Origin of the sequence: uncultured Roseobacter sp., from assembly GCF_947491795.1 — a bacterium.
Taxonomy (GTDB): Bacteria; Pseudomonadota; Alphaproteobacteria; order Rhodobacterales; family Rhodobacteraceae; genus Roseobacter.
Map to the genome: position 1 here is coordinate 755,902 of NZ_CANLKW010000002.1, position 12,138 is coordinate 768,039.

General features: G+C 61.6%; 19 protein-coding genes. 4 read left to right on the top strand and 15 right to left on the bottom strand.

Annotated elements, in window-relative coordinates; genetic code table 11:
* The first annotated feature begins 71 nt into the window (after positions 1-71).
* Complete coding sequence (locus tag Q1A34_RS10555) at positions 72-848, top strand: methyltransferase domain-containing protein (protein ID WP_300033563.1); 777 nt, start codon at positions 72-74, stop codon at positions 846-848.
* Between the two features lie 41 nt (positions 849-889).
* Here Q1A34_RS10555 and Q1A34_RS10560 read toward each other — a convergent pair whose 3' ends face one another.
* The 14 genes from Q1A34_RS10560 to ffh all read right to left on the bottom strand — a co-directional run bounded on the left by Q1A34_RS10560 (position 890) and on the right by ffh (position 8,841).
* On the bottom strand, positions 890-1,306 hold the full coding sequence (locus Q1A34_RS10560; protein ID WP_300033564.1) for a VOC family protein: 417 nt from the start codon (positions 1,304-1,306) through the stop codon (positions 890-892).
* A gap of 183 nt (positions 1,307-1,489) precedes the next feature.
* Entirely contained in the window at positions 1,490-1,711 is a 222-nt protein-coding gene (rpmE, locus tag Q1A34_RS10565; protein WP_159977188.1) for a 50S ribosomal protein L31, read from the bottom strand.
* 11 nt (positions 1,712-1,722) lie between these two features.
* Complete coding sequence (gene rplS / locus Q1A34_RS10570) at positions 1,723-2,106, bottom strand: 50S ribosomal protein L19 (RefSeq protein ID WP_300033565.1); 384 nt, start codon at positions 2,104-2,106, stop codon at positions 1,723-1,725.
* A 250-nt stretch (positions 2,107-2,356) separates the two neighbouring features.
* Positions 2,357-2,635: a hypothetical protein gene (locus Q1A34_RS10575; protein WP_300033566.1), complete on the bottom strand. Its 279-nt coding sequence runs from the start codon at positions 2,633-2,635 to the stop codon at positions 2,357-2,359.
* A gap of 124 nt (positions 2,636-2,759) precedes the next feature.
* Entirely contained in the window at positions 2,760-3,557 is a 798-nt protein-coding gene (gene trmD, locus Q1A34_RS10580) for a tRNA (guanosine(37)-N1)-methyltransferase TrmD (RefSeq protein WP_300033567.1), read from the bottom strand.
* Positions 3,550-4,062, bottom strand: a complete 513-nt coding sequence (gene rimM, locus Q1A34_RS10585; RefSeq protein ID WP_300033569.1) for a ribosome maturation factor RimM — start codon at positions 4,060-4,062, stop codon at positions 3,550-3,552. Before rimM ends, trmD begins: the two co-directional genes overlap by 8 nt.
* A complete protein-coding gene (locus tag Q1A34_RS10590; protein ID WP_300033571.1) occupies positions 4,059-4,202 on the bottom strand; it encodes a hypothetical protein in 144 nt (47 codons plus the stop codon). Before Q1A34_RS10590 ends, rimM begins: the two co-directional genes overlap by 4 nt.
* Before the next feature lie 104 nt (positions 4,203-4,306).
* Positions 4,307-4,693 carry a 30S ribosomal protein S16 gene (gene rpsP / locus Q1A34_RS10595; protein WP_300033573.1) on the bottom strand — a complete coding sequence of 129 codons (387 nt, stop codon included), beginning with the start codon at positions 4,691-4,693 and terminating at the stop codon, positions 4,307-4,309.
* A gap of 128 nt (positions 4,694-4,821) precedes the next feature.
* Complete coding sequence (locus Q1A34_RS10600; RefSeq protein ID WP_300033574.1) at positions 4,822-5,118, bottom strand: chorismate mutase; 297 nt, start codon at positions 5,116-5,118, stop codon at positions 4,822-4,824.
* Between the two features lie 93 nt (positions 5,119-5,211).
* On the bottom strand, positions 5,212-5,817 hold the full coding sequence (locus Q1A34_RS10605) for a GNAT family N-acetyltransferase (RefSeq protein ID WP_300033576.1): 606 nt from the start codon (positions 5,815-5,817) through the stop codon (positions 5,212-5,214).
* 94 nt (positions 5,818-5,911) lie between these two features.
* The gene (locus tag Q1A34_RS10610) at positions 5,912-6,469 is read right to left on the bottom strand and encodes a GNAT family N-acetyltransferase (protein ID WP_300033578.1); all 558 of its coding nucleotides are present in this window, start codon (positions 6,467-6,469) and stop codon (positions 5,912-5,914) included.
* The gene (locus tag Q1A34_RS10615; protein ID WP_300033580.1) at positions 6,466-6,990 is read right to left on the bottom strand and encodes a GNAT family N-acetyltransferase; all 525 of its coding nucleotides are present in this window, start codon (positions 6,988-6,990) and stop codon (positions 6,466-6,468) included. Before Q1A34_RS10615 ends, Q1A34_RS10610 begins: the two co-directional genes overlap by 4 nt.
* A gap of 1 nt (position 6,991) precedes the next feature.
* Positions 6,992-7,327: an NIPSNAP family protein gene (locus Q1A34_RS10620; RefSeq protein WP_300033582.1), complete on the bottom strand. Its 336-nt coding sequence runs from the start codon at positions 7,325-7,327 to the stop codon at positions 6,992-6,994.
* 5 nt (positions 7,328-7,332) lie between these two features.
* Positions 7,333-8,841, bottom strand: a complete 1,509-nt coding sequence (gene ffh / locus Q1A34_RS10625; protein ID WP_300033584.1) for a signal recognition particle protein — start codon at positions 8,839-8,841, stop codon at positions 7,333-7,335.
* Between the two features lie 418 nt (positions 8,842-9,259).
* Between ffh and Q1A34_RS10630 the strand changes: the two genes are divergently transcribed.
* Together Q1A34_RS10630 and Q1A34_RS10635 are read left to right on the top strand one after the other, a co-directional pair.
* The gene (locus Q1A34_RS10630; RefSeq protein WP_366942830.1) at positions 9,260-9,952 is read left to right on the top strand and encodes a PEP-CTERM sorting domain-containing protein; all 693 of its coding nucleotides are present in this window, start codon (positions 9,260-9,262) and stop codon (positions 9,950-9,952) included.
* Between the two features lie 217 nt (positions 9,953-10,169).
* Positions 10,170-10,301 (top strand): hypothetical protein, encoded by a 132-nt coding sequence (locus tag Q1A34_RS10635; protein WP_300033588.1) that lies wholly within the window; start codon positions 10,170-10,172, stop codon positions 10,299-10,301.
* Between the two features lie 135 nt (positions 10,302-10,436).
* Here Q1A34_RS10635 and Q1A34_RS10640 read toward each other — a convergent pair whose 3' ends face one another.
* On the bottom strand, positions 10,437-11,015 hold the full coding sequence (locus tag Q1A34_RS10640) for an NAD(P)H-dependent oxidoreductase (RefSeq protein WP_300033590.1): 579 nt from the start codon (positions 11,013-11,015) through the stop codon (positions 10,437-10,439).
* A 244-nt stretch (positions 11,016-11,259) separates the two neighbouring features.
* Between Q1A34_RS10640 and Q1A34_RS10645 the strand changes: the two genes are divergently transcribed.
* On the top strand, positions 11,260-12,138 hold the full coding sequence (locus Q1A34_RS10645; protein ID WP_300033592.1) for a LysR family transcriptional regulator: 879 nt from the start codon (positions 11,260-11,262) through the stop codon (positions 12,136-12,138).

Sequence of the window (12,138 nt, forward strand, 5' to 3'; positions counted from 1 at the left end):
TGACCCTGGCATGTCCCGTTTTTTTGCAGGTGTGGATATTACTTTGCGCTGATTTGCGGTAAACAGTCACGATGCTGAAGTTCGATGAAGAAACCACAAAACTGCTCGAAATCGCCTATCAGGGCTGCGATGTGACCCGCCGCAGGCGCGAAGCCTTTGACGCTCTGCACCTGTGCGAGGGTGATACCGTAGTGGATATCGGGTGCGGCAACGGCCTGCTGAGCGAAGAGATCGCGCGCGCAGTCGGGCAAACGGGGCATGTGACCGGCGTTGATCCCAGCGCGGATATGCGGGCACTGGCGCAGGCACGTTGCTCAGATTACCCGTCGGTGCAGATCCGCGAAGGGCTGGCCGATGCGCTGCCGCTGAAAGACGGCCAGGCCGACAAGGCCGTCGCGGTTCAGGTGCTGGAATACCTTCCGGATATCCCAGCCGCCGTGCGCGAGGTGCACCGGGTTTTGCGCCCTGGTGGACGGTTTGTTGCGGTGGATACCGGGTGCGGCACTCTGGACTGGTTTTCGGAAAACGAAGCGCGCATGCAGCGTTTCCAGGCAGCCTGGGATCACCACTATTCAGAGGCGCGTGTGGCGGCGCGCTGGTCCGGACTGATGCGGGATGCAGGCTTTGCGGCACCTGAGATCCGGCCCTTTACCTTTTGCGATGTGACGATGCGGCCGGATGGGATCGCGTTTATGCTGATGCATCTGATGTCGCGCTATGCTGCCGAAAACGGCCACATGCCCGCAGAGGAAACCAAAGCCTGGTTTGACGAGCAGGTGGCGCTTGCCCGCGAGGGGCGGTTCTTTTTTTCGCTGACGTATTACAGGATGAGTGCCGTCAGGATCTGATCTGCGGCGCGGGCGACTGTCTGTGTGATTGATGGCTGTTGCTATCCGTCCCGCCCGGGTTCGTTCGGATTGCTGGAAAACAGCGCGATCTTGTTGCCCTGGGGGTCGCGCAGATAGCTGACGTAAAAATGTGGTCCATAATCTGCGCGGAAACCGGGTTGTCCCTCGTCGGATCCGCCCGCTGCCAGGGCCGCGGCGTGCAGGTCGCGCACCTGTTGCTGGCTGCGTGCCTCAAACGCGACCATCGCCCCGTTCCCGGCGGATGCCGGGCGCCCGTCATAGGTCGGCTTGACGTAGAAATCCGGCAGAACAGGGCGCTGGCCGGGGGCCACAGGCAGCACATAGCTCAGGCCTTCGGTGCCCTCTTCCAGCCCGTAATCCAGGGCAGGCAGAAAGGCCGAATAAAACCGTTTTGCACGGGCGATATCATCTGCACCGACGGTGACATAGGCAATCATGCCAGAGGCTCCTTTTGCAACGTGCTCTGTCGCGCCGAGACTACAGCACCGCGGCGCGCTGGTACATCACGGGGAGGGTACAGTTGCCCGGATGGCGCAGCGCTGGCCATGGCAGAGCGGTGCACAAACGAAAAAGGCCGTCCCCGGGGGGACAGCCTTTGGTAATGCGATGCGGGCAAGGGTTCAGAACCCAAGACCTGCATATTTGTTTTTGAACTTGGACACGCGGCCACCGGTGTCCATCAGGCGGGACGAACCACCTGTCCATGCCGGGTGCACAGACGGGTCGATGTCGAGCGACAGCTGGTCGCCTTCTTTGCCCCATGTGGATTTCATCTGCACCACGGTGCCATCGGTCATTTTGACGTCGATGATGTGATATTCGGGATGTGTATCTGCTTTCATCGGTCCGGTCCTTACGCGCTGGCGCCCGAGCGGGGCTTGTAGTTGGAGTTTTCGGTGATCCGTGCGGATTTACCGCGACGGCTGCGCAGATAGTACAGTTTCGCGCGGCGCACACGGCCCCGGCGGACAACTGTAATGCTGTCGATGTTTGTCGAGTGCAGGGGGAACACACGTTCCACGCCCTCACCAAAGGAAATCTTGCGCACGGTGAACGAACCGGCGATGCCGTGGCCGTTGTTGCGTGCGATGCAGACGCCTTCGTAGTTCTGCACACGGGTCCGTGTGCCTTCGGTCACTTTGAAACCGACGCGGACGGTATCGCCGGCGCGGAAGTCGGGAATTTCTTTTCCCAGAGCGGCAATCTGTTCCGCTTCAATCTGTGCAATCAGATCCATCTGATCGTCTCCTATACTGCTCGTGGTTGGTCCACGAAGTTTGTGTGCGTCTCAGAGCTTCCGGTCTGTGATCGGGTCCGCTTGCCGCGCCCGCCGGGAGGATACAAACATCATTCCTTGAAAAGCCGTTCTCCATATGAAAACGGGCCGGAGCCGCAAAAGCGATTCCGAACCCGCGCTGTCTAGGCTTAAAATAAGATCAGATCAAGCCCTGCCGGAGGTCTGATTTCTCAGGTCCAGGCGGCGTTGTCTACCCTGCCTGGGCAAAGCGGTTGGGCAGAGCACTGCGCAGCACGGACGTCGAGATCGAGCTCTCACAGTGCAGCTGTGCCACCAGATCGGTTACAGGGGCCGGTGCCGGGGCAGCAACCGGTTGTCTGGCAGCTTCGGGCGCGGGTTTTGGCGGGCCGGGCGGTACGGCGCGAACAACGCGCTGGCGCTTGTGATCTGTCTCAAACCGCGAGTACCGCTCCTTGGGACCGGACGCATAGGGGTCCTGACCTGACAGGACATTCAGCAGCTTCAGCATGGACGCTCTCCCCGTGTTGTTAACCATGAGTAGTATTGAGGCGGATTCTGTCAGGTTTTTGTCAAATCTTCCGGAATTCATGGCCAAAACAGGGCCAGTTGCGTCCAACGGCCGCCAATCATACTTAATCTTCGGGATTGTTGCGCCGTTTTGACCAAAGATCGGGGCGTCTGGCTTTTGTCAGCGACTCGGACTGGTTGCGCCGCCACTTTTCAATCTCGCCATGGTTGCCGGACATCAGGACCGGCGGGATGTCACGGTCTTCCCAGGTGGCGGGCCGGGTGTATTGCGGATGCTCCAGCAGACCGCTGGAATGGCTCTCCTCAACCGTGCTTTCCGCGTTGCCGAGCACGCCGGGCAACAGGCGCACAGTGGCGTCCAGCATGGCCTGAGCCGCCAGCTCGCCCCCGGTCATCACGAAATCCCCCAGCGAGACCTCGGTGACACCGAAATGCTCCAGCACGCGCTCATCCACGCCCTCGAACCGGCCACAGAGCATCGTGACACCGTCGCAGCGCGCCAGATCCCGCGCCATAGCCTGGTCAAAGGGTTTTCCCCGCGGGGACATGTAAAGAACCGGCCAGCGCCCGCGCGCATGCGCCTGGGCGGCCTGCAGCGCCGGGCCGACAACATCTGCGCGCAGCACCATGCCCGCGCCGCCGCCTGCAGGTGTGTCATCCACGTTGCGGTGCCTGCCGATGCCAAATTCGCGCAGGTCATGGGTGTGAAGCTGCCATTTGCCCTCCTGCAGGGCCTTGCCGGTCAGGGAAAGACCCAGCACCCCGGGAAAGGCATCGGGAAAGAGCGTCACGATGCGGGCCTGCCAGACGCCTGCCAGTTCCTCTCCCGCATCCATCAGGGCGCGGGGCTTCAGGGCCGGGCGGATCGCCTTGCGCCCGTGGCTGCGCGGGGCATCAGCCATCAAAGAGCCCGTCAGGTGGGTCTGCGATGATCCGGCCCGTGGCCAGATCGACCGTGGGCACCGCCGCAAGCGTAAAGGGCAGCAGCACCGTTTCTGATGAGCCGGGGCGCTGCACCTCAAGCAGATCCCCCGCGCCGTGGTCCTGGACCAGTTTGACAGTGCCCAGCAGGGTGCCGCCGGTGTCCAGCACATCGAGCCCGATGAGGTCTGCGTGGTAATATTCGTCATCGGGCAGGGACGGCAGCTGATCGCGCAGCGCATAAAGCCGTTCGCCCTTGAGCGCGTCCGCCTCTTCTTTGGTGGAGACCTCTGCGATACGGGCCGCGAACCCGTTTTTGATGGGGCGCACCAGCGCCAGATGAAAACTGCGCGCGCCATCCTCTGAGGTCAGGGGGCGGTAGGTCTCGATATCTTCGGGCACGGCACAGAAGCTTTTGATGCGCAGCTCGCCGCGCACGCCATAAGCGCCCCCGATCGCGCCGACACAGATTTTGTCATCACTCATTCGTCCACTCCAATGCAGATGCCTTCGGACATGGCTCCGCCGCGCGCTTCACAGCTGTCTGACTGGCGCGCACGTTCGTACATGATACCCGCAAAAAAGGTGAGGAGCACCATGATCAGGGTGCGGACCGGTCTGAACATATTCTGCCTGTCAGCCTGGCGGAGGTATGGGCTGCCCGCAGGGTGCGGGCAGCGCCGGTGTCATGAAAGGGGTCTGTCCCCGCGGGGAACGGACCGCGTGCGGATTATTCCGCTGTTTCTTCTGCAGGGGCTTCTTCGGCGGGGGCAGCAGCTTCGGCGGCTTTGGCGGCTTTCTCTTCTGCGCGCTCCTGGGCTTTCTTGCCGGGTGTGCCCTTGTTGGGGTTGTTGCGTTCGGACTTCTCTTTCAGGCCGGCGGCTTCGAGCATGCGGGCCACACGGTCTGTGGGCTGTGCGCCCTGCGAGAGCCAGTGCTGCACGCGCTCGACGTCCATTTTCACGCGCTCTTCGCTGTCTTTGGGCAGCAGCGGGTTATAGGTGCCCAGCTTTTCAATAAAGCGGCCGTCGCGCGGCATGCGGCTGTCCGCTGCAACGATACGGTAGAAGGGGCGCTTTTTGGAGCCGCCGCGGGCGAGACGAATTTTCATAGCCATGGTGTGTTTTCCTCTTGGTGTTTTTTAAATGAGGCCGGAGCCTCTCAGGATTGGGGTTGTCGCACCGAAGGTGCGCTTGGGTTTGTCGCACCGAAGGTGCGCTTGATGTTTGTCGCACCGAAGGTGCGCTAGCTCTGGTGTTTACGATGGTGCTGAATGACTTCAGCGATGATGAAGTTGAGAAACTTCCTGGCGAATTCAGGATCCAGATCGGCCTGGTTCGCCAAATCTTCGAGCCGCTCGATCTGGGCCGCTTCGCGCGACGGATCGGACGGGGGAAGGTCGTGTTCGGCTTTGAGTTTCCCCACAGCCTGCGTGTGCTTGAACCGCTCGCCCAGGGTATAGACGAGGATCGCATCGAGCCGGTCGATGCTGCTGCGATGCTCTTTCAGCACCCGGGCGGCGCGGGTCACGGCGTCGGTCATATGTAGCCTCCAAAGCTGCGTCTGTGCCACGTCGGTACAGCGTCGGTATCACGTCGGTATTGCGTCGGTGCGCGGCGCACGGTTGTGTAAGGATCAGTCAAGGGCCCATCCTTTCGGTCTGAACAGCGGATCGGCGTAGTGACCGATCTCCATTTCAATGCCGTGGGCCAGTTGCGAGCCGTTCAGGGCTGCGGGCGAGGGATGCCTGTAAACCGCGTCATTGCCGTCGATTGTGGCGGCGTTACGGTCTTTCACTGCCCCCAGACGTTCAGCCAGACGGATACTGTCCAGGTTTCTGGGGTCGATATAGCTGACGGCAGTGTCCCAGCCGCAGTGACCATAGAGATAGCCGCGCACTGCATGCGTTGCCTCGAGCGCATAGCCTTTGCCCGCCATATCGGGCCAGATGACCCAGGCGATCTCGGCCTCGGGCCATTGCGCCGGTTTCCAGCCACCCGCCATGCCGTAGGTTTTATCGGTTTGCCGGTCGTGGATCATCCACATGCCATAGCCGCGGATCTGCCAGTGGCCGATCTCGCCCGCGTAGAGCATCCACGCTTCGTAAGCGTTCAGAGGGCCGCCCATAAAGCGCGCGCGGTAGCTGGTGAAAGTTGCCTTGAAGTCCGGATAGTCCTGGGGTTCGGGGCCGCGCAGGATCAGGCGCCGGGTTTCCAGCACGGGGATCAGTGTCTCGGTCACAGCGACACCTCCGGCCCGGGCGCCTGGTTGTGCCTGCGGGAGCCTCCGGCGGGGATATTTGCGGCCAGAAGAAGACGGGCGGTTCGCGCGCGGGTCATGCGACATGCCCCCCGTTGTTGCAGCGCCAGACCTGGGCGTCATCCTGCATGTCGTCCTGGTGCGCGCCAAGGCGACGGGCAGTGGCCTGCGCGCGGGTATTTGCCGGGTCGATGTAGCTGACCAGGGTGGACCAGCCCAGCGTCTCGAAAGCATGGGTGCGGGCAGCGGCGGCGGCCTCGGTGGCGAGCCCCTGGCCTTCGGCCGCGGCGGTCAGCACGAAGCCCAGTTCAGGTTCCATATCGCCCGGCTCGAACCCCAGCAGGACAAACCCCGCGATGCTGCCCTGGTATCCGATAGTCCAGATGCCGTGGCCGTGCAGCAGCCAGGTGGAGGTCATCTGCGCGAAATCCGTCCAGGCATCCTCGCGCGTCATAGGCCCGTCTAGGTATCTGCCACGCTCGCTGCAGGCGATCTGTGCAAAGGTGTCGAAATCTGTCACGCGGGGCGCGCGCAGGATCAGCCGCGCGGTGCGCAGGGTCGGCAGTTTTTCCTGCAGGCCGAGGGCAAAGAGCGCCGCCGCACCCGGGCGTGGTGTTTCGCAGGCAAATGTCATTGCAGCACCTGCGGGCGGGGGTGGCGGTAGACCAGCACGTCCTTTTCCGGGTTCGGGATGGCGGCACCGGTATCGAGCGCTGCACCCAGCCGTTCAGCAAGGCGCACGGAGGCATCATTGCCCTTGTCGATGTAGCTGACGACCGTGTCCCAGCCCAGCACGGTCCAGGCGTGATCAAGGCAGGCGCGCGCGGCCTCCTGCGCGATGCCCTGGCCCTGGCTTGTGGCATCGAAGAGGACCCAGCCCACTTCTTTTTCCGGCCAGCCGTGCGGGTACCAGTGACCGACGATCCCGAGCGGTGCGTCAGAGCCCTGGCGTGTCACGGTAAACATGCCAAAGCCGCGCATGACCCAGTGGCCGATTTCGGTGCCGAAGAAGTTCCAGGCCTGGCGGGGCGTCATCGGCCCGCCCACAAAGCGGGCGCGGTCCGTCTGATAGAACGCCATGAAAGCCCCGGCGTCCGCAGGGGCGGGCGCGCGCAGCACAAGGCGTTCTGTGGTCAGGACGGGCCAGGCGGTCATGTCAGCTCAGCCCCAGTTCAGCCGGGGTGGCGCCATCGAGCACCGGGCGTGTAAAGGAGCGGTCATAGCGGCGGATACAGGCCGTTCGGGTCGCAAATTCATAGGCACGCAGGCAGTCTGCATCTTCCCACATTCTGGCGCGGTAGTCCTCGTATGCGGCCAGCGACGGGAAGGAGAAGTGGCAGTATGCGATGTCGTTCGGGCCCTCATGGGGCATGTGATAGCCGTGGTGCGTGCCACCAAGCTGCGGCACCTTCCACAGCCAGAAGCGTGCGTAGGTCTCGAAATCCGCAAGCTTTGCGGGATCGATTTCATATCTGACGGTGCAGGAGATCATCGCGCTTATTTCTTTTTGCCAAAACCGGAGAGGCCCGGGGGCAGGGGCATGCCGCCGCCCATACCGCCCATGCCGCCGGGCAGTCTGCCGCCCATCTGCTTTGCGGCGGCTTCCAGCGCTTTGGGGTCCATGCCGGCGGCCATATCCTCGGGCGAGGGGCCGCCTTTGCCGAACATGCCCTTCATGGCCTGTTTCAGCATGCCGCCTTTGCCCATTTTGCCCATCTTCTTCATCATGTCGCCCATCTGGCGCTGCATCTTGAGAAGCTTGTTGAGCTCGGAGACTTCCATCCCCGCACCCTTTGCGATGCGCTTTTTGCGGCTGGCCTGGAGGATCTGCGGATTGGCGCGTTCCTTTTTGGTCATGGACTGGATGAGCGCGATCTGGCGTTTGATGATGCTGTCGTCGATGCCTGCATCCTCGACCTGCTTAGCCATTTTGCCCATGCCGGGCATCATGCCCATCATGCCCTGCATGCCGCCCATTTTCTGCATCTGCTCCAGCTGCACGCGCAGGTCATTCATGGTGAAGTGACCCTTCATCATGCGCCTGACCATCTTTTCGGACTGCTCAAGTTCGAGCGTTTCCTGCGCCTTTTCCACCAGGGCCACAATGTCGCCCATGCCGAGGATACGGCCGGCGATGCGGTCCGGCTCAAAGGTCTCGATGGCGTCCATCTTTTCGCCCAGACCCACAAAGCGGATGGGCTTGCCCGTGACAGCGCGCATCGACAGCGCCGCACCGCCGCGTCCGTCGCCGTCCATCCGGGTCAGAACAACGCCGGAGACGCCGATCTTGTCGTCAAACTCGGTCGCGACGTTCACGGCGTCCTGGCCGGTCAGCCCGTCCACCACCAGCAGGGTTTCGCGCGGGTTGGCCACATCGCGCACGGCGGCGGCCTGGGCGATCAGTTCCTGATCGATGTGCAGACGGCCGGCCGTGTCGAGCATATAGACATCATAGCCACCGAGACCCGCCTGGGTCTTGGCGCGTTTTGCGATGGCGACCGGGTCCTCGCCCTTGACGATGGGCAGGGTGTCGACGCCGATCTGGGTGCCCAGAATGGCCAGCTGTTCCATCGCGGCGGGGCGGTTCACGTCGAGCGAGGCCATCAGCACGCGCTTGCCGTCTTTTTCCTTGAGGCGTTTGGCGAGTTTCGCGGTCGTTGTGGTTTTACCGGAGCCCTGCAGACCGACCATCAGAATAGGTGCGGGCGGGTTGTCGATTTTCAGCGCACCGGGGTCTTCGGACCCTTTGAGCACGTCCACCAGGGTGTCATGCACAATCTTGACGACCTGCTGGCCAGGGGTGATCGATTTGGTGACGGCCTGACCGGTGGCCTTTTCCTGGACGGCTTTGACGAAATCACGGGCAACGGGCAGGGACACGTCCGCCTCGAGCAGGGCCACGCGGACCTCACGCAGGGCGGTGGCAACATCCTCGTCGGACAGTGCACCCTGTTTGGTGAGACGGTCAAAGACGCCACCAAGGCGTTCGGACAGATTTTCAAACATGGGCCGCGGCCCCTTTCGTTGTCGGTTGCGGAATGCCATTGACGTAAGCATCCCGCGCGATTGTCACAATCACCCGTATCCGGGCGGCACCCCTGGCACCCCGGGGGCACCGCGCCTTCCGTCCCCCATGCGGGGGCGATCCAACGCCAGGCGCCCCCGTGGGCGCAACGCGCTGACGGGGGGCGATCCTGTTGAGATACAGGACCGGAAGAATGATCCTTCCGGGTGTGACGCGCGTTTAGAACGCTGTGCCGGTTGAGTCAAGCGGTGTGCCGCATCGCGCGTGCAGAGCCGAACAGAAGCACTCTAAAAGACAAATGCCAGCCTGATGGCCAGTTTCTTGGCCGCGCAGTTGCAATTTGCTTGACGGGTCTTTGAAAAACTGTTCGCGTCCCCCGATACAATTGGAGTGTTTTTGATGAAATATTGTCTGACCGTGCTGCTGTCCTGCGGCGTATGCTTTGCAGCCACCGACAGCGAGGCTGCAACTTTCCGGATCGAAGCCGAAGCGACGATTTCAACCGTTGGCAGCGCTTTTACGGGTGCGGGCTTTGCAACCGGCCAGTCGGCCTCTCTGATCTGGGAGTACGATTCGAACGCGCCCCAATCGGTCATCAGCGGTAGCATCGCAACTTATTTTGATAACCCGACGTCTTCCTTTTCGATGACCTTTAACGGGCAAACCTATTCGGAAGGCGCGGCCGGGACGTCACTGGATATCGTCCAACTGACGGACGGAACAGCAGGCGACCCCATATTTACGGACGACCTAATTAACGTCGGAGGACAAGGAACTCCAGTGACGTTCGCCGGGGTTGCGGACATGCAGGCTCAGATTCGTTTGGAGGGTTCGAGCGGCCTTCTGAGCGGAACGGATCTGTCGCAAATCCCGGATTTTGACGAACTGGACTTTTCCACCTCAAGCTTCCGGCTGGTTGGTGGAGGCGGAGTCGACAAGAACCTGACGGCACGGATCACCTCTGCCACGTTTACGGATCTGTCCGCCGTGCCTGACCCGTCGCAGGTGCCTGTGCCTGCAGCCTTGCCGTTGTTACTGGGTGGTATGGGTTTGTTTGGCGCGCTGAAGCTTCGGCGCAAGACCGGGGCATAGGGGCGCGCAGCGGGCACTATACAGTGATCGTGCCGGGTGCAGCCTGTGCCGTGAACCTGCAAGCCGGACCGCAGAACAGGCACACGGGCCGGTCGTTTCCGGATGGGGAACACACGCACAGGTTAACCATTCCATGAGATTTGTCTCATGCTTTGTTCAAATTCGTCGTAAAACCACCGGGAGTTTTAAACGAATGTAAAAGAGCAGGTGATCCGTAATGTTTACACGTCTTGCAATCATGGTTTGTGCGGTTGGTGTCGGTCTGACGGCAGCAGAATTTCAGGCGGCTTTCACACAGACATCGCTGGAAATGACAAGCACGCACGCGGCCTTTGATCATCTGAACTGATACGACCCGGCGGCGGGAACGGCCGCTCGGAAATCTCTCTCTCAGCCCGACCTCCAACGGGTTGTCAAAAAGAAGGCGGGCCCGCATGTGCCCGCCTTCCTGCATTTGTGAGCCTGTGCTTCCGGCGCGGGCGCTCTACGCCGCCAGGTCTGCAATCTTTGCTTCTGCGGCGCTTATGGCGGCAGTTGCATCCGCCATCTGGCGATCGGCGGCGATGATCTCGACATCGGTGATGCCGATAAAGCCCATGATGTGGCGCATATAGCCCGAGGCGAAATCGATCTCTGATCCCACTGGCGTACCGCCGGTGGCCAGCGCGATCACCGCGCGTTTGCCTTCCAGCAGGCCAACAGGCCCGTTTTCTGTGTATTTAAAGGTAACACCGGCCCGGGCGATCTGGTCAATCCAGGCTTTGAGCGCGGCAGGCACACCAAAGTTGTAAACCGGCGCGCCGATCACCAGGACATCCGCCCTGCGGATCTCTTCGATCAGGCTGTCCGAAAGGGACAGGGCCTCTTTTTGCGCATCGGTGCGCTGATCTGCGGGTGTGAAGTTGGCGTTGACCCAGGTCTCGGTGATCTGGGGGATTGCCTCGGACAGGTCACGTCTGACAATCTCACCGCCCAGACGGTCGGCGATTTTGGCTGTGAGCTGGCGGGTTGTGGACCCGGCAAGGCGGGCGGAGGCATCGATCTGCAGTATGGTCTGTGTCATGTGTCATGTCCTTCGTTGCAGGAAAAATGTGTCTGTGCTGGTTATATGGATCAACGCAAAGATGCACACAATTACAACAAATCAACATTAATTGTGCAAATTCGCACTTATGCTGTAAACTTCGATCATGGGATCGTTCGAATTCGCGCGTATTCTCCTCTGATTTCAAAAGTTCCTTGAAATTCCGCACATCTTTCGAAAATCCTTGGCCGCAGGTGAAAAATGCGGTTGCGGGAGTGTGCAGGTGGACAACTGGGATGAGATCCGGACAGCGTTCCAGGTGGCGCGCATGGGCACTGTCAGCGGTGCTGCCGAAGTGCTGGGCGTGCACCATGCGACCGTTATCCGGCATATTGATGCGCTGGAGGGACGGCTCGGCGTCAAACTCTTTCAGCGCCATGCGCGCGGCTATACCGCGACGGAGGCAGGTCAGGACCTGCTGCGTGTGGCCCAGGCCACCGATGATCAGTTCAGCCAGCTGGTGGGCCGGATCAAAGGGCGGGGCAATGACGTCTCGGGCGAGCTGGTTGTCACTTCGCTCATCAGTATTGCGCCGCGCATGGCGCCGCTGCTGACCGAGTTCCAGCGCGCGCACCCTGAGGTCATCGTGCGCTATCTGACGGGCGCGCGCCTTTTCCGGCTGGAGTATGGCGAGGCGCATGTGGCGATCCGTGCGGGTACGGTGCCTGATCAGCCCGACAACGTGGTGCAGCCGTTTCACGAGCAGAAAATGGGCCTGTATGCCAGCCGGGGATACATCGAGGCACACGGCATGCCGCAGGGGATCGACAGCTTTGCGCGGCACCGCTTTGTGGCCCAGGACGAAGACGACAGCCGCGCGCCTTTTGAACGCTGGCTGCGCCAGATGGCACCGGCCAGCTCCCTGACATTCCGCAGCACGGACACCCGCGCGATGGAGGCGGCAATCCGCGCCGGAGCGGGCATCGGGTTTATGCCTGTCTTTGACGCCCAGGCGGATGACGATCTGGTCGAGGTGCACCCGCGCGATGACAGCTGGGCGGGCCCGCTGTGGCTGGTCACCCATGTGGATCTGCACAGAACGACCAAGGTGCAGGCCTTTCTGACCTTTCTCAAAGAGCAGTCGAAAGACTGGAAAGTATGA

What these genes read in the sequence shown, in the direction of transcription:
- ffh (WP_300033584.1), bottom strand. Translation starts at nt 8,841, where the DNA reads ATGTTTGAAAATCTGTCCGAACGCCTTGGTGGCGTCTTTGACCGTCTC.
- Q1A34_RS10600 (WP_300033574.1), bottom strand. Translation starts at nt 5,118, where the DNA reads ATGACCGACGCCGTGACCCGCGCCGCCCGGGTGCTGAAAGAGCATCGC.
- Q1A34_RS10560 (WP_300033564.1), bottom strand. Translation starts at nt 1,306, where the DNA reads ATGATTGCCTATGTCACCGTCGGTGCAGATGATATCGCCCGTGCAAAA.
- rimM (WP_300033569.1), bottom strand. Translation starts at nt 4,062, where the DNA reads ATGAGTGATGACAAAATCTGTGTCGGCGCGATCGGGGGCGCTTATGGC.
- Q1A34_RS10635 (WP_300033588.1), top strand. Translation starts at nt 10,170, where the DNA reads ATGTTTACACGTCTTGCAATCATGGTTTGTGCGGTTGGTGTCGGTCTG.
- Q1A34_RS10640 (WP_300033590.1), bottom strand. Translation starts at nt 11,015, where the DNA reads ATGACACAGACCATACTGCAGATCGATGCCTCCGCCCGCCTTGCCGGG.
- Q1A34_RS10555 (WP_300033563.1), top strand. Translation starts at nt 72, where the DNA reads ATGCTGAAGTTCGATGAAGAAACCACAAAACTGCTCGAAATCGCCTAT.
- Q1A34_RS10615 (WP_300033580.1), bottom strand. Translation starts at nt 6,990, where the DNA reads ATGACCGCCTGGCCCGTCCTGACCACAGAACGCCTTGTGCTGCGCGCG.
- Q1A34_RS10620 (WP_300033582.1), bottom strand. Translation starts at nt 7,327, where the DNA reads ATGATCTCCTGCACCGTCAGATATGAAATCGATCCCGCAAAGCTTGCG.
- Q1A34_RS10575 (WP_300033566.1), bottom strand. Translation starts at nt 2,635, where the DNA reads ATGCTGAAGCTGCTGAATGTCCTGTCAGGTCAGGACCCCTATGCGTCC.
- Q1A34_RS10610 (WP_300033578.1), bottom strand. Translation starts at nt 6,469, where the DNA reads ATGACATTTGCCTGCGAAACACCACGCCCGGGTGCGGCGGCGCTCTTT.
- Q1A34_RS10590 (WP_300033571.1), bottom strand. Translation starts at nt 4,202, where the DNA reads ATGTTCAGACCGGTCCGCACCCTGATCATGGTGCTCCTCACCTTTTTT.
- trmD (WP_300033567.1), bottom strand. Translation starts at nt 3,557, where the DNA reads ATGGCTGATGCCCCGCGCAGCCACGGGCGCAAGGCGATCCGCCCGGCC.
- Q1A34_RS10630 (WP_366942830.1), top strand. Translation starts at nt 9,260, where the DNA reads ATGAAATATTGTCTGACCGTGCTGCTGTCCTGCGGCGTATGCTTTGCA.
- rpsP (WP_300033573.1), bottom strand. Translation starts at nt 4,693, where the DNA reads ATGGCTATGAAAATTCGTCTCGCCCGCGGCGGCTCCAAAAAGCGCCCC.
- rpmE (WP_159977188.1), bottom strand. Translation starts at nt 1,711, where the DNA reads ATGAAAGCAGATACACATCCCGAATATCACATCATCGACGTCAAAATG.
- rplS (WP_300033565.1), bottom strand. Translation starts at nt 2,106, where the DNA reads ATGGATCTGATTGCACAGATTGAAGCGGAACAGATTGCCGCTCTGGGA.